The 19,642-nt window shown below is 63.8% G+C and carries 21 protein-coding genes and 1 tRNA gene; 14 read left to right on the top strand and 8 right to left on the bottom strand.

The features are described 5' to 3' along the window. Positions 1–7 precede the first annotated feature (7 nt). A complete protein-coding gene (gene dgcA, locus R1W01_RS08880) occupies positions 8–973 on the bottom strand; it encodes an N-acetyl-D-Glu racemase DgcA (RefSeq protein ID WP_297753892.1) in 966 nt (321 codons plus the stop codon). An 80-nt stretch (positions 974–1,053) separates the two neighbouring features. Then, positions 1,054–2,055, bottom strand: a complete 1,002-nt coding sequence (gene dgcN / locus R1W01_RS08875) for an N-acetyltransferase DgcN (RefSeq protein ID WP_243611906.1) — start codon at positions 2,053–2,055, stop codon at positions 1,054–1,056. A 298-nt stretch (positions 2,056–2,353) separates the two neighbouring features. Here dgcN and R1W01_RS08870 point away from each other — a divergent pair, with 298 nt between their 5' ends. Beyond that, positions 2,354–3,316 (top strand): L-malyl-CoA/beta-methylmalyl-CoA lyase, encoded by a 963-nt coding sequence (locus tag R1W01_RS08870; RefSeq protein ID WP_297753895.1) that lies wholly within the window; start codon positions 2,354–2,356, stop codon positions 3,314–3,316. A gap of 194 nt (positions 3,317–3,510) precedes the next feature. On the opposite strand, the gene R1W01_RS08865 is transcribed toward R1W01_RS08870, so the two are convergent. After that, complete coding sequence (locus R1W01_RS08865; protein WP_317275199.1) at positions 3,511–3,714, bottom strand: hypothetical protein; 204 nt, start codon at positions 3,712–3,714, stop codon at positions 3,511–3,513. 170 nt (positions 3,715–3,884) lie between these two features. Between R1W01_RS08865 and R1W01_RS08860 the strand changes: the two genes are divergently transcribed. Next, positions 3,885–4,502, top strand: coding sequence for a hypothetical protein (locus tag R1W01_RS08860; RefSeq protein ID WP_297754105.1), 618 nt, complete (start codon positions 3,885–3,887; stop codon positions 4,500–4,502). A gap of 172 nt (positions 4,503–4,674) precedes the next feature. On the opposite strand, the gene R1W01_RS08855 is transcribed toward R1W01_RS08860, so the two are convergent. Next, on the bottom strand, positions 4,675–5,127 hold the full coding sequence (locus tag R1W01_RS08855) for an Lrp/AsnC family transcriptional regulator (RefSeq protein WP_243611902.1): 453 nt from the start codon (positions 5,125–5,127) through the stop codon (positions 4,675–4,677). A 72-nt stretch (positions 5,128–5,199) separates the two neighbouring features. Between R1W01_RS08855 and R1W01_RS08850 the strand changes: the two genes are divergently transcribed. Then, positions 5,200–5,796, top strand: coding sequence for a LysE family translocator (locus R1W01_RS08850; protein ID WP_297754108.1), 597 nt, complete (start codon positions 5,200–5,202; stop codon positions 5,794–5,796). Here the strand turns inward: R1W01_RS08850 and R1W01_RS08845 are convergent. After that, positions 5,772–6,401: a GyrI-like domain-containing protein gene (locus tag R1W01_RS08845; RefSeq protein WP_297754111.1), complete on the bottom strand. Its 630-nt coding sequence runs from the start codon at positions 6,399–6,401 to the stop codon at positions 5,772–5,774. The genes R1W01_RS08850 and R1W01_RS08845 overlap by 25 nt on opposite strands. A 122-nt stretch (positions 6,402–6,523) precedes the next feature. Here R1W01_RS08845 and R1W01_RS08840 point away from each other — a divergent pair, with 122 nt between their 5' ends. Beyond that, on the top strand, positions 6,524–7,486 hold the full coding sequence (locus tag R1W01_RS08840; protein ID WP_243611899.1) for an acetyl-CoA carboxylase carboxyltransferase subunit alpha: 963 nt from the start codon (positions 6,524–6,526) through the stop codon (positions 7,484–7,486). Positions 7,487–7,496: 10 nt separating this feature from the next. Here R1W01_RS08840 and R1W01_RS08835 read toward each other — a convergent pair whose 3' ends face one another. Both R1W01_RS08835 and R1W01_RS08830 read right to left on the bottom strand, forming a co-directional pair. Next, positions 7,497–8,147 carry a GntR family transcriptional regulator gene (locus tag R1W01_RS08835; protein WP_243611898.1) on the bottom strand — a complete coding sequence of 217 codons (651 nt, stop codon included), beginning with the start codon at positions 8,145–8,147 and terminating at the stop codon, positions 7,497–7,499. Between the two features lie 31 nt (positions 8,148–8,178). Further along, complete coding sequence (locus tag R1W01_RS08830) at positions 8,179–8,871, bottom strand: SprT family zinc-dependent metalloprotease (RefSeq protein WP_317275198.1); 693 nt, start codon at positions 8,869–8,871, stop codon at positions 8,179–8,181. A 108-nt stretch (positions 8,872–8,979) separates the two neighbouring features. Between R1W01_RS08830 and R1W01_RS08825 the strand changes: the two genes are divergently transcribed. From R1W01_RS08825 to R1W01_RS08805, 5 genes are all read left to right on the top strand, one after another. Next, complete coding sequence (locus R1W01_RS08825; RefSeq protein WP_243611896.1) at positions 8,980–9,306, top strand: TIGR02300 family protein; 327 nt, start codon at positions 8,980–8,982, stop codon at positions 9,304–9,306. A 142-nt stretch (positions 9,307–9,448) separates the two neighbouring features. Then, positions 9,449–9,524 (top strand) — tRNA-Ala (locus R1W01_RS08820). Between the two features lie 94 nt (positions 9,525–9,618). Continuing rightward, a complete protein-coding gene (locus R1W01_RS08815; protein WP_243611895.1) occupies positions 9,619–10,197 on the top strand; it encodes an ImuA family protein in 579 nt (192 codons plus the stop codon). Then, entirely contained in the window at positions 10,112–11,566 is a 1,455-nt protein-coding gene (locus R1W01_RS08810; protein ID WP_297754121.1) for a Y-family DNA polymerase, read from the top strand. Before R1W01_RS08815 ends, R1W01_RS08810 begins: the two co-directional genes overlap by 86 nt. Beyond that, positions 11,563–14,868 (top strand): error-prone DNA polymerase, encoded by a 3,306-nt coding sequence (locus R1W01_RS08805; protein WP_297754124.1) that lies wholly within the window; start codon positions 11,563–11,565, stop codon positions 14,866–14,868. Before R1W01_RS08810 ends, R1W01_RS08805 begins: the two co-directional genes overlap by 4 nt. Before the next feature lie 23 nt (positions 14,869–14,891). On the opposite strand, the gene R1W01_RS08800 is transcribed toward R1W01_RS08805, so the two are convergent. Further along, positions 14,892–15,362 carry an Lrp/AsnC family transcriptional regulator gene (locus tag R1W01_RS08800; protein ID WP_243611892.1) on the bottom strand — a complete coding sequence of 157 codons (471 nt, stop codon included), beginning with the start codon at positions 15,360–15,362 and terminating at the stop codon, positions 14,892–14,894. 146 nt (positions 15,363–15,508) lie between these two features. On the opposite strand from R1W01_RS08800, the gene cobA reads away from it, so the two are divergent. The 5 genes from cobA to R1W01_RS08775 are packed head-to-tail and all read left to right on the top strand — an operon-like array spanning position 15,509 to position 19,640. After that, the gene (gene cobA / locus R1W01_RS08795) at positions 15,509–16,573 is read left to right on the top strand and encodes a uroporphyrinogen-III C-methyltransferase (protein ID WP_243611891.1); all 1,065 of its coding nucleotides are present in this window, start codon (positions 15,509–15,511) and stop codon (positions 16,571–16,573) included. Next, positions 16,573–16,866 (top strand): DUF2849 domain-containing protein, encoded by a 294-nt coding sequence (locus tag R1W01_RS08790; RefSeq protein WP_243611890.1) that lies wholly within the window; start codon positions 16,573–16,575, stop codon positions 16,864–16,866. Before cobA ends, R1W01_RS08790 begins: the two co-directional genes overlap by 1 nt. Beyond that, positions 16,866–18,521, top strand: coding sequence for a nitrite/sulfite reductase (locus R1W01_RS08785; RefSeq protein WP_243611889.1), 1,656 nt, complete (start codon positions 16,866–16,868; stop codon positions 18,519–18,521). The genes R1W01_RS08790 and R1W01_RS08785 overlap by 1 nt, the downstream gene beginning before the upstream one ends. Beyond that, positions 18,505–19,230, top strand: coding sequence for a phosphoadenylyl-sulfate reductase (locus R1W01_RS08780; protein WP_243611888.1), 726 nt, complete (start codon positions 18,505–18,507; stop codon positions 19,228–19,230). Before R1W01_RS08785 ends, R1W01_RS08780 begins: the two co-directional genes overlap by 17 nt. Continuing rightward, positions 19,227–19,640 (top strand): DUF934 domain-containing protein, encoded by a 414-nt coding sequence (locus tag R1W01_RS08775; RefSeq protein ID WP_297754134.1) that lies wholly within the window; start codon positions 19,227–19,229, stop codon positions 19,638–19,640. The genes R1W01_RS08780 and R1W01_RS08775 overlap by 4 nt, the downstream gene beginning before the upstream one ends. The last annotated feature ends 2 nt before the right edge of the window (positions 19,641–19,642 follow it).

Genomic DNA, 19,642 nt, shown 5'->3' with positions numbered 1-19,642 from the left:
CGTCTCCTTAGCCCCAGAGCGTCGCCACAGGCGGGTGCACCCCGGAATCGTCAAAAATCAAAGGTTGCGGACGGTCTTCTGCGAGAAGAAGCGGCCCGTCAAGGTCCGTCACCATCGCGCCTTGCGCCACAAGCGTCGCCGGCGCCATCGCAAGCGACGATCCCACCATGCATCCGACCATAACCTTATAGCCCTCGGCAAGCGCCGCCGCGCGCAGCGCAAGCGCCTCGGTGAGGCCGCCCGTCTTGTCGAGCTTGATGTTCACAACGTCATACTTGCCCTTGAGCGACGCAAGGCTCCCCCGGTCGTGACAGCTCTCATCGGCACAAACCGGCACCGGCCGCTCCATGCCCAATAGCGCGTCATCCTCTCCCGCGGGCAAGGGCTGCTCCACAAGCGCCACACCTAGCCGCACAAGATGCGGCGCGAGATCGGCATAGACCTCGGCGCTCCACCCCTCGTTGGCATCGACAATAATGGTCGATTTCGGCGCGCCCGCGCGCACCGCCTCAAGGCGCGGCATGTCATCGGGCGTGCCGAGCTTGATCTTGAGGAGCGGGCGAAACGCGTTTTCCGCCGCCTGCGCCTGCATCTTTTCGGGTGTGTCGAGCGAGAGCGTATAGGCCGTGATCTCCGGCCCCGGCTTTGGCAGACCCGCAAGCTCCCAAACGCGCTTGCCCGCACGCTTCGCCTCGAGATCCCAAAGCGCGCAATCAACCGCGTTGCGCGCCGCGCCCGCAGGCAGAAGATCATAAAGCGCCGCCCGGTCGAACGTCGCGGGCAAGCCCTCGATCTCCGCGGTCACACTCTCGAGCGTCTCATCGTAACGCGCATAGGGCACGCATTCGCCCCATCCCGTGACACCGTTCTCCTCGATCCGCACCGTGAGCACCTTCGCCTCGGTCCGTGACCCCCGCGAAATGGTGAACACCTGCGCCAGCTTGAAAACGTCCCGCGTGACGGAAACCTGCATGCCCCGCTCCTTCTTCTCTGTAGAAATACCTCCGGGGGTGCGGGGGCTGGCCCCCGCTCCTGCCCGTTGCTCGGGCGAACTTACATCGCCGCCAGCGCATCCACCAGCTTGCCCGCGCCAAAGCGATACGGGTCCGTCGCCGGAAGCCCCATGCTTTCCTCGAGGCCACCGAGGTAGGCTTTCGCCTCCTCCTCACCCATGTGCTGGGTGTTGACCGAGATTCCGACAACCTTGCACGCCGGGTTCGCCACTTTCGCAAGCGCCAGCGCCATGTCACGCAGCTCTTCAAGGCTCGGCTGCTGATAGTCCGGCAGGCCCCGCATATGTTCGCGCGTCGGCTCGTGGCTGAGGATAAGCGCATCCGGCTGCCCGCCATGGATAAGCGCCATGGTGACGCCCGAATAGGACACATGGAACAGGCTCCCCTGCCCCTCAATCAGGTCCCAGTGGTCGTCGTCATTGTCCGGCGTGAGCCATTCCACCGACCCGGCCATGAAATCCGCGATCACCGCATCAAGCGGCACACCGTCGCCAGTGATCAGAATGCCCGTCTGCCCGGTCGCCCGGAAGCTTGATTTCATCCCCCGCTCGCGCATCTCCGCGTCCATGGCGAGCGCCGTGTACATCTTGCCGACCGAGCAATCCGTGCCCACCGCAAGGCACCGCTTGCCGCTGCGCTTCTTGCCGTTGGCGATCGGGTAATCCACCTCCGGGATACGCACATCATGCAAGCTCTGCCCCGTCGCCTCGGCCACGGCCACAAGGTCCGGCTCGTCGCGCAACAGGTTGTGCAGCCCCGAAGCCAGGTCAAACCCTTCCTCGAGCGCTGCCACGAGGACCTTTTTCCACGCCTTGGAAATGACGCCGCCCCGGTTGGCCACGCCAATGACGAGCGTTTTCGCCCCCGCCGCCTTGGCTTCGGCAAGCGTCATGTCGGTCAGGCCAAGATCGGCCTTGCAGCCTTCCATGCGGAACTGGCCCACGGCGTTTTCCGGACGCCAGTCCTTGATCCCTTGCGCCACTTTCGCGGCAAGTTGGTCGGGCGCGTCGCCCAGGAAGAGAAGATACGGTGTCTGAATCATGGCAGTAATCCTGTCTTTTTCTCCTTCACCTTGCCCCAGCCGCCCCACGAATGCTTTGCAAATGCTGCGCTCTTTTCGGAACAGTTTGAGAAATCCTCCCGCAAAAAGCGCTCTCTACGCGAAAATCTTGACGCCTCCAGGCCAGATCACTCCGAATCCAACCACAGCCTCCGGCCCCTGTCGCGCGCCGGGACAGTCTCGCATTGCTGCACCTGCAAAACAACGCTTGCGAAGACATGCGCAATATTCTACCGAATGGCGTGAAAAAATCGAAACTTCCTTACCCGAGAGGATCGACATGAGCTTCCGCATTCAGCCTGCCGCCCCCGCCCGTCCCAACCGCTGCCAGCTGTTCGGCCCGGGTTCCAACACCAAGCTCTTCGCCAAGATGGCCGCCTCTGCCGCCGACGTCATCAACCTCGACCTCGAGGATTCCGTCGCGCCGACCGACAAGGACATGGCCCGCGCCAACGTCATCGAGGCCCTCAACACCGTCGATTGGGGCAACAAGTATATGTCCGTCCGTATCAACGGCCTCGACACCCCCTATTGGTATCGAGACGTTGTGGACCTTCTCGAACAGGCCGGTGACCGCCTCGACCAGATCATGATCCCCAAGGTCGGCTGTGCCGAAGACGTTTATGCCGTCGACGCCCTCGTGACCGCGATCGAGGCCGCCAAGGGCCGCGCCAAGCCGATCTCGTTTGAGGTCATCATCGAATCGGCCGCCGGCATCGCCCATGTCGAAGCCATCGCCGCCTCCTCGCCCCGCCTTCAGGCCATGTCGCTGGGTGCGGCCGACTTCGCCGCCTCCATGGGCATGCAAACGACCGGCATCGGCGGCACGCAGGAAGCCTATTACATGCTGCATGACGGCGCGAAATACTGGTCCGACCCGTGGCACTGGGCCCAGACCGCCATCGTCGCCGCCTGCCGCACCCACGGCGTCCTGCCCGTTGATGGCCCCTTCGGCGACTTCTCCGATGACGAAGGCTACATCGCCCAGGCCAAACGCTCCGCAACCCTCGGCATGGTCGGCAAATGGGCGATTCACCCGAAACAAATCGCGCTGGCCAACGAGGTCTTCACCCCGTCGGAAGAAGCCGTCTCCGAGGCCCGCGAAATCCTCGCCGCCATGGAACAGGCCAAAGCCAACGGCGAAGGCGCCACCGTCTACAAAGGCCGCCTCGTCGACATCGCCTCGATCAAACAAGCCGAAGTCATCGTCGCCCAAGCCGAACTGATCGCCGCCAACGGCTGACCCCGGCGAATAGCGAGAAAACAAACGCCCCCGCAGGAGACTGCGGGGGCGTTTTTGTGTTGCGGGGGATCTGGAACGGATTGCGCAGGCCGACCTCGGTTTTCGGCCTTAGGCAGCCGAAGCTGATCGGAAAGAGTAGAGGGGATGGAAAGCTGACCTTTGGCAATTTCTGCACCGAGGTCTGCTATGTGGACTTAGCCGTCGTTCATTTGTAGGCCAATTCCTTCAATAAGCTCTGGCACTTTAAGCTTCTTAAACGCATCTGCGACAGCAATCTGTGAGTTACGGCCAGCTATCTGTAGATGAGCCGCAATGTCTTCCAAGACGCTAATATCGTTGTCATAATCCGATTCAACTTCGCGCGTCTCAATGTGTTTCACTGCAAGTGCAAGAGCCATAGCCAAGTTTTCCATCGCACGACCTCGATATGTTAAAATTTGAAGGCTATAGGACCAAAATCAATGCAGCAATGGGCTCGGAGCAGCCCTTCGTCGCAGTGGTCTTGAGGGTCCGCAAAGGGCCGCGCTCCACTTTGCACTCCCCCCTCCCTTCCCTTACCCTCCCCCTCATGACCCAAATCACCCTCCTGCACACCGCCGACGCCCATGTCGCGACCTTCGACGCCCTGCGCGACCGCATTGCCCCCGGCGCGGTGCTGCATCACGTGGTGCGCCCCGACTGGCTCGCAACCGCCCGCGCCTCCGGCCCGACCGAGGCGCTGACGAAAGAGATCACGCAGGCCATCCAATCGGCGCAAGGCACCGCGCTCTGCACCTGCACCACCATCGGCGACATGGCCGAGACGGCGGGCGCGCTGGTGATCGACCGCCCCGCCATGACCGAGGCCGCCCGGATCGGCGGGCCGATCCTCATGGCCTATGCGCTTGAGAGCACCGCCGCCCCCTCGCGCGCCGCACTCGAACGGGCCTTGGCCCGAGCGGACAAAACCGAAGATGTCATCCCCCTGCCGCTGCCGCAATTCTGGCCGCTCTTCGAATCGGATGAGCGCGACGCCTTCGCCGCCTGCATCGCCGGGGCGATCCGCGATGCCCTGCCCACGGCCAGGCCCGCCTGCATCCTTCTCGCACAGGCAAGCATGGCCCCCGCCGCCGCGCTTCTCTCCGATCTCGACACCCCCGTATTGACCACGCCGGAAACCGCACTGCGCGCCGCGCTCGCGCGCTGACGCCCACTCTTCCTCTTGCCCGAAATATCCCGGGGTGAATTGAGCCGTAGGCTCAAGAGGGGCAGCGCCCCTCAACCCTTAACAAAACCCCACGCGCAAGAATCCACACCACCGCGATACAGACCCAATACCGACGTAATACCGACGTTGATTTTCGCCGTTAACTTTTGCCTCAGGCGCGCTCGTCCTTCGGGCTTCCCATGACCACATATGAGGTGATCGCGTTCACATGCGGCACGGTCCCAAGAACCTCCGTGTGGAACCGTTTATAGGCCACAAGATCCGCCGCCTCGACCCGAAGAAGATACTCCACCGACCCCGTGATATTATGGCATTCGCGCACTTCCGGCGCCCGCTGCATCGCCCGCTCGAACCCTTCCTGCGCCGCCTTCGTATGCTCGTTAAGCCCCACCGTGATATAGGCCACGAACCCGACGCCAAGCGCCGCACGATCCGTAACCGCCCGGTATCCCTTGATAATTCCACTGCGCTCAAGTTCCTGCACCCGGCGCAGGCAGGCCGAGGGCGATAGCCCGACACGCTCGGCAAGCTCGAGGTTGCTCACCCGCCCATCGCGGCCAAGTTCGCGCAATATATGCTCGTCGATATGATCCATCCTCGCCATTAATTGCAAAAATAGCCCATCTCCGCACAAAAAGGCAATTTCATAGCGCGGATTTCGCGGCAAACTCTCCCCATGACACCAGACCTTCTCGCCGCCTTCGCGCTTTTCGCCTTCGTCTCCTCGATCACGCCGGGGCCGAACAACCTCATGCTGATGGCCTCCGGCGCCAATTTCGGCCTCTGGCGCAGCATCCCCCACATGCTCGGGATCGGCGTCGGCTTTGTGGTCATGGTGATCCTTGTCGGCATTGGCCTCATGCAGGTCTTCGATACCTTCCCCATCGCCCACACCATCCTCAAAGTCCTGAGCGCCGCCTATCTCCTTTATCTTGCTTGGAAAATTGCCCATGCAAGCGCCCCCTCCGAGAGCGGTGGAGAGGGCCGCCCGCTGACCTTCTTGCAGGCCGCGCTGTTCCAATGGGTGAACCCCAAGGCCTGGTCCATGGCGCTCACCGCCATCGCTCTTTATGCGCCGGATCGGTCCCTGATGGCCGTGCTCCTCGTCGCCGCGATCTTCGGCGCGGTGAACCTGCCCTGCGTCAGTAGCTGGACCCTCCTCGGCCAGCAAATGCGCCATGTCCTAAGCACACCCACCCGCCTCACGGCATTCAACTGGACCATGGCCGCGCTTCTTGTCGCCTCGCTCTATCCGGTGCTCTTTACCGGCTGACGCAGGATCGTGCGGAGCTTCTCCGGCGCGACCCGCCTTGGGTCTGAGAGATAGATCTCGTGATGCGCTCCGTTGAAAGCCAGCCCGGCCTCCGGCATCACCCGCTCATGCAGGTCTGCAAGAACCGGTGCTTCCGCCGTGTAGGGGCCGACATGGAGAGTCTGAAGGCATGCGCCCTCTTCGAAAACGCGCCGCGCAGCCTGCGCCAACGGCTCAATATCTACGCCTTTTTTCAAGAGCTTGACCCGCACGCTCTCACGCACCTCCTCGACGATCTCATCGCTGACACGGTCCGGCATCCGAAGCATCGCCCGCCATTGCCACGCCGCCCGATTCCCCGCGACAAAAGCCGCCGGATCCTCGGCCCACCAGAGCGCCTCAAGCGGCGGCACGACGTAGTCCGCGCCCTCGGACTTGCAGGCGAACTTGACCCCATAGGCCAGCGGATAAAGCACCCCGAGCGCCGCCGCATAGCCCGGCCCGTTCGGATCGCCCTGCCCGTCAATCGCGAGGAACGTCATCTGGGGAAGCGTGATCCGGTCCCACCGCCCCTGCTTGCCGCCATAGAACGCCTTGTCGACCTTTTTGAAATCAAGCTTGTCCATGCTCCAACCCAATGACTACGCGCCACCCGATCATATCAGACCAATCCGAACGCGTCCCTATTGTTGCAATTGCCGTGCCCCGGCGTCATATAGCGACGTGACGACGTGGACCGGAGACCCCCATGACCAACTACCTCGACTTCGAAAAACCGCTCGCCGAAATCGAAGGCAAAGCCGAAGAACTCCGCGCCCTTGCGCGGCAAAACGAGGAAATGGATATCGCCGACGAGGCCGCCGCTCTGGACCGCAAAGCGTCCGAGATGCTGGACGAACTCTATGGCAACCTGACCCCCTGGCGTAAATGTCAGGTGGCACGTCACCCCCAGCGCCCGCATTGCAAAGACTATATCGACGCGCTTTTTACCGAATATACCCCGCTCGCAGGCGACCGGAACTTTGCTGATGACCATGCGGTCATGGGCGGCCTTGCGCGCCTTGACGGACGCGCCGTGATGGTGATCGGCCACGAAAAGGGCGACGACACCAAGAGCCGCATCGAGCGCAATTTCGGCATGGCCCGCCCCGAAGGCTACCGCAAGGCGATCCGCTTGATGGAAATGGCCGACAAGTTCGGCCTCCCGGTGGTGACCCTCGTCGATACCCCCGGCGCTTATCCCGGCAAGGGCGCCGAAGAACGTGGCCAGTCCGAGGCCATCGCGCGCTCGACCGAGAAATGCCTGCAGATCGGCGTGCCGCTGGTCTCTGTCGTGATCGGTGAGGGCGGCTCTGGCGGGGCTGTGGCCTTTGCGACCGCGAACCGTGTCGCGATGCTCGAACATTCCGTCTATTCCGTGATCTCGCCCGAGGGCTGCGCGTCGATCCTGTGGAAGGATTCCGACAAGATGCGCGAAGCTGCCGAGGCGCTGCGCCTGACTGCGCAGGACCTCTACAAGCTCGGCGTCGCGGACCGCATCGTTGACGAACCCCGCGGCGGTGCCCATCGCGACAGCAAGGCCACGATCGAGGCCGTCGGCAAGGCGATCAACGCCATGCTCAAAGACCTCGACGGCAAGAGCCCGAAAAAGCTCGTTTCCATGCGTCGTGAGAAGTTCCTCGATCTCGGCAACAAGGGCCTCGCCGCTTAAGTCGGCAGGCCTATCGCGCCAAAAGCTTCAGGCCCTGCGTCACGTCCGACCGCACCGCAAGCCGCAAGCCCGGCTCGTCGCCGGCGCGCAACGCCGCAATGATGAGCCGATGATAGTGCGGCGGCTCTGTTTTGCGGAGCTTACCGTAGAGCGCCCGCATCGTCGGCCCAAGCTGAAGCCAGACCGTTTCCGCCATGGCGAGCATCGCTGGCGCCTGCGCCCGCAAATAGAGCGTGCGGTGGAATTCAAGGTTGCGCCGGATATAGCTCACGGCATCGCGGTTCTCGACCGCCTTGGCAACATTGCCGTTGATCGTCTGAAGCCGTTCTATCAGCGCCATATGCGCCCGTGGCAACGCCCGGCTCGCAAGCTCCACCTCGATCAACGCCCGCAGCGCGGCCAGTTCCTCGATCCGCTCACTGGTCAGTTCCGGCGTCGAGACACGCCCCGAACTTGACAGGAACAATGCCCCTTCTGCCACCAGCCGCCGCACCGCTTCGCGCGCAGGCGTCATGGAGACCTCGTATTCTCGCCCGATCCCGCGCAGTGTAAGCGCCTCGCCGGGGCCGATCTCGCCATGCATGATCCGGGTGCGCAAACGTCGGTAGACCCTGTCATGGGCCGAGCTTGAGATATCTTGAGAGCGAGACTGAGTCAGCATGATTTAAATGTGATCACAAAATACAATCTGGTCAATCTGCAAAACGATACCGATGCAATTCTTCACCATGATCGCGCAGCCATCGGCGCGGCGCGGCATAGGGGCCATGGATCTCTTCCACCAGATCCCAAAAGCGATCACTGTGGTTCATCTCCTGCAAATGCGCGACCTCGTGGCCAGCAACATATTCGAGGACCGAAGCCGGAGCCATGATCAGCCGCCAACTATACATCAGCGCCCCCTTGGACGAACACGACCCCCAGCGCGACCGCGTATCGCGCAAAGTCAGCCGCGCATAGGGCCGCCCAAGACGGGCTGCATAGCGATCCGACGCCGCCACGAGCCGCGCGCGCGCCTGCTCCTTGAGAAAACCCTGCACCCGCGCACCAACACGGGCCGGATCGCCCGGCACCGCAATCTCTCCGCCCGAAACGCGGACCTGTCGCCCCGTACCGGCCACGACCTGCAACCGCCGCCCCTCGAGCAGCACCTCGCTGCCAAGCCCGACCCGGACCTGATCCGGGCGATCCGCAAGCTGTTTGCGCAGCCAATCCGCCTTCTCGAGCACGAACTCGAGCCCCTCGCGTTCGCGCACGCCCTTCGGCAAAGTCAACGTTACCCGACCATCCAGCCGCGACACCCGAAGAGAAATGCGCCGCGCGCGCGACGACCGACGCATAACCACCGGGATATCCGGTAGTCCGGGTAGGAAATGTTGCGTCATATACGCTCCCTGAAGATTCGCGCGCTTATACCCTTTGACACGCCGCGATTGTTATGGCAGGTGGCCCGAACCGTCGACAAGACTATGAGATACTGAAGGGGATATCCCATGCCCAAGGAAGAATGGGGCGTTAAGCGCGTATGCCCGACCACTGGTAAACGCTTTTACGACCTGAACAAAGACCCGATCGTGTCGCCCTACACCGGCGAGAAGGTTGAAATCGAAGCCGGCAAAAGCCGGATGATCGAGGCCGACTCCGAAGACGCCGCAACCCTCAAGGCCAAAGCGGCCACCGCTGAGGATGCCGAAGTGCTCGAGGATGACGACTCGGTTGATCTCGATCTCGGTGATGACGTGCTCGACGATGACGATGATGACGATAACGTCTCTCTCGACGAAATCGCCGACGTCGCCTCCGAAGACGACGACAGCTAACGCATTTCGCCTTTGTGCCGGAACACCGGATAAAGGCGAAACATGCACGGCGCTTTAAATTTTTCGGAGCGGGTTTTTTCGCTTGATCCCGCTCCGACATACGCCTAAAGAAGCGCGCACAGGCCAATAGGCCTGCAAGTTTGGGGCCTTAGCTCAGTTGGGAGAGCGCTTGCATGGCATGCAAGAGGTCAGGGGTTCGACTCCCCTAGGCTCCACCAAACTTCCCTCGACATTCTGAAACAATTGCGACCGGTCCATACGGGTCTCGTGCCGTCATTGGAATTTTGGCGTGTTCGCTCTACGTTCTTGCCCATGCGAGTCGATCTGAACAGTGCCTTTCCCCTCCGTCCTGCCCGCGTCCATGAGGTCTGCGGCGCGGCGGCAGTGAGCTTTGCGGCGATTGCCGCGCGCGGGACGGTGCTTTGGATCCGCGAGAGCTGGCTGCCCGAGACTCTGCACCCGCTCGGCCTGATGCCTTTCCTCGCCCCTTCTCGCCTGCTCCTTGCCCGCCCCAAGGATCAAACCGATGGCCTCGCCGTCGCAGAAGAGGCGCTAAAGGACGGCGCGCTGCCCTTTGTTGTGATCGAGATCACCCGGCCATTGGACCTGCGCGAAGGACGGCGGCTGCAACTGGCGGCCAAAGCAGGCGGGGCCACGGGGCTTTGCCTGATCCCCGAAGGCATGGGTTCGAACGCCTCCGAAACCCGCTGGAAGGCGACACCGAGCTTCGATCCGCACAGGGAAGACTCGACTCTGATGCGCTGGGAAATTATCAAGAACAAATCGGGAACAAATGGAGCCTGGAATGTTCGATGGGATCAGGAAACGCATCGTCTGCATGTGGTTTCCCCGGCTGGCGAGCGACCGGGTTCTGCGCGCCCGCCCGGTTGATGGCCCCTTCGTCCTCACCCTGAGGGAAAGCAATACGGACCGTCTCTATTGCCTCAACGCAGCGGCGGAACGGCTCGACCTTGCCCGCGGCATGAGCCTCGCCGATGCCCGCGCCTTCTGTCCCGACCTGCTAAGCCAACCGGCGCGCCCCGACCTCGACGCGCAGTTCCTCACCGCCCTGCGCCGATGGGCGCTGCGCTATTGCCCATGGGTCGGACATGAAGGGGTGGACGGATTGGCCCTCGACGTCACCGGCGCGACCCATCTTTGGGGCGGCGAGGAGGAGATGCTCGCGGATATGCAGGCACGCGCAACCCGTGCGGGGCTGACCCTGCGCCTCGGGATCGCAGACAACCGTGGCGCAGCATGGGCATTCGCGCATTTCGGCACGGGGCAGGACAGGCTCGAAGACCTGCCCGTCGCCGCCCTGCGCCTTGACGACAAAACGGTGACCGGCCTGCAACGCCTCGGCCTGCGCCGCATCGGCGACCTGACCACCGCCGCCCGCGCCCCGCTTGCCCGGCGCTTTGGCCCCGCCCTGATGGAGCGGCTGGACCAAGCGACAGGGCTCCTCCCCGAACCCGTTACCCCCGAGAAAGAGCCGCCGCATTACGCCGTCCGCATGAGCCTGCCCGAACCGATCGGCCTTGCCGAAGATGTCATGGGGGTCTGCGCCCGCCTGCTCGCCCCGCTCTGCGACAAGCTCATGACCCAAGAGACCGGCGCGCGCCAACTCTGCCTGACCCTGCGCCGCGTCGATCAGGGGAGCCAGCAGGTCGAACTGCACCTCGCCGCCCCGATGCGCGATCCAAACCGGATATTGCCCCTGTTCCGGCGTGGCGTGGACGCGGTCGACGCGGGCTTTGGCATTGACCAGATCCGCCTCGAGGCGACGCAGGTCGAACCCCTCGCCGTGCAGCAGATCGGCAGCGCCCAAGCCGCCCCCGACCAACTCAACGATCTCATCACGCGGATCGGAACCCGCATCGGGCTGGAGAATGTCCAACGCTACCTCCCCGCCGATAGCCATATCCCCGAGCGCGCCTTCTCCATCGCCCCCGCCGCCTTCAGCGCGCCACAAAACGGCTGGTCCGCACCGCGTCCACGCCCCTTGCGCCACTTTCCCCCGGAAGCGATTGCCGCCACCGGCCCCCGCCCACCCGCGCGGTTTCGCTGGCGGCGCATGACGCTCACCACGGGGCGCGCCATCGGGCCGGAACGGATCGCGCCCGAATGGTGGATGTCGGACGAGGCGTGGCGCTCGGGGCTGCGCGATTACTGGAAGATCGACACGCGCGAGGGCCGTCGCCTCTGGCTCTTTTACACGCCGCAGAACCCCGGCTGGTTTGTGCAGGGGGAATTCGCATGAGCTATGCCGAGCTTTGCATCACCTCGAATTTTACCTTCCTCACCGGCGCATCCCATCCCGAGGAATTGGTGCTGCGCGCGGCGGAACTCGGACTTGAGGCGCTTGCCATCACCGACCGCAATTCGCTGGCCGGGGTGGTGCGGGCCTATTCCGCGCTCAAGACTCTGCGCGACGAGGCCGCCGAATCCTTGCGCGTGCGCTCCTCGCATCAGATCGACCCCTCCTCGCGTCAGGCCTACGGGCAACCGCAAGACCTGCCCGCCCCGGCCACGCCCCGCCTGCCGAAACTCATTGTCGGCGCGCGTCTTGCCCTGCGCGATTGCTCGGTGGAGTGGATCGCCCTGCCCACGGACCGCGCCGCCTATCATCGCCTCTCGCGCCTCCTGACCCTTGGCAAGCGGCGGGCGGAAAAGGCCGAGTGCCACCTCGACCTTGCCGATCTTGAGGCGGGCTGTGCCGGGATGATCCTGATCGCCCTGCCACCGCGCAGGCTGCGCGAGGCCCGCGCCCCGCTCGAGCGGCTGCAACGGCGCTATCCGGGTCAGGTCTTTCTTGGGGCCCCTCCGCGCTATGACGGCTCGGATCAGGCGTGGTTCGATGCCTGTGCTGCCCTCGCCTTGCGCTGTTCGACACCAATGGTGGCCGTGGGCGACGTGCTGATGCATCACGGCAAGCGCCGCAAGCTCGCCGATGTGCTGACCTGCCTGCGTGAGGGGCTGACCATCGACCGCATCGGCACGCGCGCCCTGCCCAATGCCGAACGCCGCCTCAAGGGCGCGCCCGACATGACCCGCCTCTACCATCGCCACCCGGCCGCCCTCCGGCGCAGCCTTGAGATCGCGGCGCGCTGTGGCTTTGACCTCTCGGAATTGAGCTATGAATATCCCGACGAGATGTCCGAGGGCGAAACCCCACAGGCCCGGCTCGAGCGGCTGACCGGCGAGGGGCTGCGGCGACGCTACCCGGACGGGGCTTCGGCGCGGGTCCACGCCTTGATGACGAAGGAACTAAACCTCGTCGCGGAGCTTGGCTACGCCCCCTATTTCCTCACCGTCCATGACATCGTGGCCGAGGCCCGCGCGCGCGGCATCCTCTGTCAGGGGCGCGGCTCTGCGGCCAATTCCATCCTCTGCTACCTCCTCGGCATTACCGATGTCGGCCCCGACGTAATCGGCATGGTTTTCGAGCGTTTCATCTCGCGCCACCGGGGAGAGCCGCCCGATATCGACGTGGATTTCGAACATGAACGCCGCGAAGAGGTGATCCAGTGGATTTACGAGAAATATGGTCGCGAACGCGCCGGACTTTGCGCCACGGTGATCCATTTTCGCACCCGCGCCGCGATCCGCGAGGTCGGCAAGGTCATGGGCCTCTCGCAGGACCTCACCGCGCGGCTTTCGGCGGATATCTGGGGGCTGACCAATTCCGGCGCCGACATGGAACGCGCCCGCGAGCTTGGCCTCGACCCCAAGGACAAGCGCCTTGCCCAGACCATCGCCCTCATCGGCGAGATCATCGGCTTTCCCCGCCACCTGAGCCAGCATGTCGGCGGCTTCATCATCACCCGCGGACGGCTCGACGAGCTTTGCCCGATTGAGAACGCCGCGATGGAGGGGCGCACCGTGATCGAATGGGACAAGGACGATATCGACGCCCTCGGCATCCTCAAGGTCGACATCCTCTCGCTCGGGATGCTGACCTGTCTGCGCAAGAGCTTTGCGCTTCTGGCCGAGCACGAACAGACCGCGCTCTCCCTCGACACCGTGCCGCAAGAGGACAAGGCGACCTATGACATGCTGCAACGCGCCGACGCCGTGGGCGTGTTTCAGGTCGAAAGTCGGGCCCAGATGAATTTCCTGCCCCGCATGAAACCCGCGACCTTCTATGACCTCGTGATCGAGGTCGCCATCGTCCGCCCCGGCCCGATCCAAGGCGGCATGGTCAAACCCTATATCCGACGGCGACAGGGGTTAGAGGCGCCCGAACCCTTCGGCCCCGCTCTCGAAGAGGTGACGCGCAAGACCCTCGGCGTGCCCCTGTTTCAGGAACAAGCGATGCAGATCGCTGTCGTGGGCGCGGGTTATACCGCAGAAGAGGCCGACAAGCTGCGCCGCTCTCTGGCCTCGTTCCGGCGCATGGGAACCATCGGCGAACACCGCGACCGTTTCGTGCGGGGCATGATGGACAACGGCTACGCAAGGGACGTGGCCGAGGCCTGCTTTTCCCAGATCGAAGGTTTTGCCGATTACGGCTTTCCCGAAAGCCATGCCGCCGCCTTTGCCATGCTGACCTATGTCTCCTCATGGCTCAAATGCCATCACCCGGCGATCTTTGCCTGCGCCCTGCTGAACTCCCAGCCGATGGGTTTTTATGCCCCGGCCCAGATCGTGCGCGACCTGCGTGACCACGGAGTCGAGGTGCGTCCCGTCTGCGTCAACCGCTCCGACTGGGACAATGCCCTCGAACGCCGCGCCGATGGCGCACTCGTCCTCCGGCTCGGCTTTCGCCAGATCAAGGGCTTTCGCGAAGAAGACGCCGGATGGATCAGCGCGGCGCGCGGCAATGGCTATCAAGACCCCGAGAGCGTCTGGCTGCGCGCGGGCGTATCTCCCTCCGTCCTCGAACGTCTGGCCGAGGCCGATGCCTTCATCGGCATGGGCCTGACCCGGCGCGACGCACTCTGGCAGGTGCGTGCGATCCGCGCCCCGAAACCGCTGCCGCTCTTCTCCGATCCGATGGATGGCGAGGGCATCCACGAGCCGGACATGCACCTGCCCGGCATGCATCTGGGCGAAGAGGTGGTCGAGGATTACGTCGCCCTGCGCCTCACGCTGCGCGCCCACCCGATGGAGCTTTTGCGCCCTTCGATTCCGGGCCTGACGCCACATGATCGCCTGCCCACCGCGCCGCTCCGGCGCACCACGGTCTGCGGCCTCGTCATCACCCGGCAACGCCCCGGCACGGCCTCGGGCGTGATCTTCCTCACGCTCGAGGATGAAACCGGCGTCTCCAATGTCGTGGTCTGGCCCAAGGTTTACGAGCGTTTCCGTCGCAGCGTCATGGGCGGGCGGCTCCTGCGCGTGACGGGACATCTCGAACGCGAAGGCATCGTCGTGCATCTCATCGCCGACCATATCGAGGATTTATCCCGCAAATTGTCCGAGCTTGGCCACCCGCTCGATGACGCAATCGGCCTGACCCAGCCGCAGGCCGATGACGCCCCGAGACCGCGCCAGAAACCCACCGCAAGACACCCCCGCGAACAGGCCAAACGCCTCTTCCCGAGCCGGGATTTTCATTGATTCCGAAAGGCGCGCGGTGCGGCTCAGACCTTGAGTTCGAGCGCGTGTTTCATCTCTTCCATCGACAGGCTCGAGGACACGTCATAGATCGCCACGCGCGACACCAAGGTCTTGTAAAACGCATCGAACGCCTCGGTGGATTCGACCTGCACCTTGAGGATGTAATCCGTCGTCCCGGCAAGCCTGTGAGCCTCTGTAATTTCGGGCATTTCTTCGATTGCAGCGCGGAACGCATCAAGCCACGCCGCGTCATGTGCCGAGGTTCGGATACTGACGAAAAACGTCTCCCGAAGCCCGATTTTCCGCGGGTCCAAGATCGCCGCCTGGCGCAGGATCGTGCCGTTCTGCATCATCCGCTGAAGCCGGTTCCAAACGGTGGTTTTGGACAATCCGACCTTCGTCGCGATTCGCTCGAGCGAGCGGTTGGTATCCTTTTGCACTTCGCGCAGGATTTTCCGGTCGTCATCGTCGATGTCTGGCGTTCCCCGGCTCATGGCACCCCCTGAACAGCACTCCGCCTCGAGGCGGCATTTGGAATACTGTTCATACCAGCAGGATCCGGAATTGCAAATCCGGAACATCCGTCCACATTTTCCTTCAAAGCGAGCGAATTTCCAATTCTCAACCCACGGAGCCCGCCATGACCGAGTCCCAGAACCGCACCGGCATCCCCGGTCAGACCATCCTCGTTGCCGGGGCCGGTGACTGTGCCGTCAAGGCGCTGCGCGGTCGTGTCGGCACCGGTCCGCGCCTGCGCGTCTTCGGCCCCAACCCGGCACCGCAGATTGTCGCTTGGGCCGAGGCGGGTGCGCTGTCGCATATCCCCCGCGCCCTGACCCGCGCCGACGCAAATCGGGCCGCCGGGCTGATCCTTGCAACCGGCAATCCCGCCGGAGACGCTGCCGCTGCACGCATTGGCGCAGATGCCGGGATCGGCACGGACGTCACGCAGGGCACCGAGCAGAACGCCAAACAGGGCCATGTCTTCTTCATCGGCGCTGGCCCCGGTGATCCCGAACTGCTGACCATGCGCGCCCATACGCTCCTGAGCGAAGCCGAGGTCGTCATTCATGACCGCCTCGTGCCCGCGCCGATCATCGCGCTCGCCAACCCGGCGGCCGAGATCATCGAGACCGGCAAGACCGCCTTTGGCCCCTCGTGGAAACAAGAGGACATCAACGCCCTCCTTGTCGCCCGCGGCAAGAACGCGCGTGTCGTGCGCCTCAAGTCCGGCGATAGCGGCATCTTCGGCCGCCTCGACGAAGAGATGGACGCGCTCGACGCCGCGGGCATCGCGTTTACCATCACCCCCGGCATCACGGCTTCTGTCGCCGCCGCTGCAACCCTCAAGGCAAGCCTGACCAAACGCGGACGCAACACCGGTCTGCGCATCATCACCGGTCATGACACCGAGGGATATGCGGATCAGGACTGGCGCACGCTGGCCGAACCCGGCGCCGTTGCCGCAATCTACATGGGCAAATCCGCCGCCACCTACCTCCGGGGCCGACTGCTCATGCACGGCGCCGAAGACGCAACACCTGTGACCATCGTCGAGAACGCCTCGCGCCCGGATCAACGCATCCTGCCGACGACGCTCCTGTCGCTGCCCGAAGCACTCGACGCCGTGACCGGCCCTGCGGTTCTCATGCTCGGCCTCGCCCCGCGCGACGCCACCGCCATCGCTTTGAAGGAGGCCCTCTGATGCCCCGTCCCTTTAGCCCCAAAGTCGCCACCACAAATCACCTGATCGAAGGGGACGTGATCTACTTCACCGATCCCGGCTGGAGCCGTGAACACACGGATGCCGCAGTCGCCACGACAGAGGAGGAGGCCAACGCGCTTCTCGAGCGTGCCTCGCAGGAACCCCACCTGACCGTTGGCGTCTATCTCGCTGACGCCGCGCTTGTCGACGGCCGCCCGATCCCAACCCACTTCCGCGAGGAATTCCGCACCCGCGGCCCCTCCAACTACTTCCACGGAAAGCAGGCAGACTGATGTATATCTATACCGATTTCGACCGCAATTTCCTGCGCGCCCGCGTCGCCGAGTTCCGCGATCAGGTCGAGCGCCGCATAGATGGCTCTCTGACCGAGGATGAATTCAAACCGCTGCGCCTGATGAACGGCCTCTACCTGCAGCTTCACGCTTACATGCTGCGTGTGGCGATCCCCTATGGCTCCCTGCGTTCGGCGCAAATGCGCAAGCTCGCCGAGATCGCAGATCGTTGGGACAAGGGCTATGGCCACTTCACCACCCGCCAGAACATTCAGTTCAACTGGCCCAAGCTTTCGGATGTGCCGGACATGCTCGACGCGCTGGCCGATGTGAATATGCACGCAATCCAAACCTCGGGGAACTGCATTCGCAACGTGACCGCCGATCACTTCGCCGGCGCGACGCCGGACGAGGTCGAAGATCCGCGCATCACCGCCGAACTGATCCGCCAATGGTCGACCGATCACCCGGAGTTCGCCTATCTCCCGCGCAAATTCAAACTCGCCGTGACCGGCACCGAGGAAGACCGCGCCGTGATCCGCTTTCACGACATCGGCATCCGCGTGCGCGAACAAGATGGCGAAGTCGGCTATCAGATCGTGATTGGCGGTGGACTTGGCCGCACGCCGATGATCGGCAAGGTGGTGCGCGAGTTCCTGCCGCGCGCCGATCTCTTCGCCTATCTCGAGGCGATCCTGAAGGTCTATAACCTCTCGGGCCGCCGCGATAACAAGTATAAAGCGCGGATCAAGATCCTCGTCCACGAGACCGGGCTGGAAGAGCTGAAGTCCCGGATCGAGACCGAGTTCGCAACCCAGAAGCGCCTGCTACCCGACCTCAACCCCGAGGTCGTTGCCAACGTCCGCGCGAGCTTTGTGACACCGGCGTTCAAAGACACTGATTTCGACCCTAACAAAGCGCAATCGCCCGCTTTGCGCGCCTTCCTAGACACCAACGCCCGCGACCACGCGCGCGCCGATCATGCGAGCGTCACGGTTTCGATCAAACCCATCGGCGGCACGCCCGGCGATGCGACCTCGGACCAGATGCGCGCGCTGGCGGATATCGCTGAAGCCTACGGCTATGACGAATTGCGCATCAGCCACGAGCAAAACGTGATCCTGCCACATGTGCACCGCGCCGACCTGCCCGCCGTCTATGACGCCCTGCGCGCCGCAGGGCTGGCAACGGCCAATGTCGGGCTGATCTCGGATATCATCGCCTGCCCGGGCATGGATTACTGCGCGCTCGCAACCGCGCGCTCGATCCCCATCGCCCAGCAAATCGGCGAGGCCTTTTCAGACCTCGACGCCCAGCATGATATCGGTCCGCTCAAGATCAAGATCTCGGGCTGCATCAACGCCTGTGGCCATCACCATGTCGGACATATCGGCATTCTCGGCCTCGACCGGGCCGGCGTGGAGAACTACCAGATCACGCTCGGCGGAGACGGAACCGAAGAGGCGGCCGTCGGAACGCGCACCGGCCCCGGATTTGCCTATGACGAGATCGTGCCCGCCGTAGAGCGCCTGATCGAGGCCTATCTCGACCAGCGCCTCTCGCCCGAGGAAACCTTCCTCGCTGCCTACCGCCGTCTCGGTCTCGCACCGTTTAAGGACGCCCTTTATGGAGATGCACATGCCAAGGCCGCATGACGCCCTGCCCACCGCGCGGCTCAACACGCGCTTTGGTGACGCCTCTGCCGAAACGATCCTCGCCGTGGCGCTGGATCGCTTCGACGGAGAGATCGCAATGGTGTCCTCCTTCGGGGCGGATTCCGCTGTGCTCTTGCACATGCTGTCCGCACTCGACCCTTCCGTGCCGGTCCTGATGCTCGATACGCTGATGCTCTTCCCCGAGACCATCGCCTATCAACAAGATCTCTCCGAGCATCTCGGCCTGACGGATGTGCGCCGGATCACCCCAGCGCCGGAAGCCGTCGCCGCGGCCGATCCTGACGGTACGCTCAACAAGAGCGATAGCACCGCCTGCTGCGACCTGCGCAAGGTCGTACCGCTGCGCGACGCGCTCGGCCCTTTCACCGCGTCGATCTCTGGCCGCAAACGGTTCCAGACCGGCCAGCGCGCCGCCATGCGCGCCTTCGAGGTGGATACAGACGGTCTGATCAAGGTGAACCCGCTCGCGGCTTGGACCCCGGCGGACATCGCCGCCTATCTCGACCGCCACGACCTGCCGCGTCACCCGCTTGTCGCCAAGGGCTTCCCCTCCATCGGCTGCGCCCCCTGCACCACTCCCGTGGCACCGGGCGAAGACTCCCGCGCCGGGCGCTGGCGTCAGGAAGACCGCCAGGAATGCGGCATTCACATCACCCCGGACGGACGTATCGAAAGGAAAGCCGGATGACCGAGACCACCCAGATCATCACCCGCGAAGGCTTTGTCGAAGACCGCTTTGCCGGAACGAACATCCCGACGCTTGAGGAGTATACAGGCGGCGGCGCAGTGCTGTTGCCTGTCGATGCCAACCCGTCCGCGCTCGAGCCCCATCTCTCGACGCTCGCGCTTGTGGTCATCCCCTTCGCAAGCTCAGCAGATGGGCGCGGCTTTTCCCACGCCGCCGCCCTGCGCACGCTCGGCTTCAAAGGGCATGTCCGCGCCCGCGGCCATGTCCTTGTCGATCAATTCCGCGCCGCCCTGCGCGCGGGCTTTGATGATGTGGAGATTTCCGCCGCACAGGCCGCCCGCAACCCCGAGGCGCAATGGCTCGCGGTGCCGCATGACACGTGCTACCAGACCCGGCTCTTTGCGGCGTAAAA

Source organism: Shimia sp. FJ5 (assembly GCF_032918335.1).
In the GTDB taxonomy this organism is placed as follows: Bacteria; Pseudomonadota; Alphaproteobacteria; order Rhodobacterales; family Rhodobacteraceae; genus Shimia; species Shimia aestuarii_A.
Note: the sequence above shows the minus strand (reverse complement) of the source record. Positions and strands in the feature narration are given on the sequence as shown.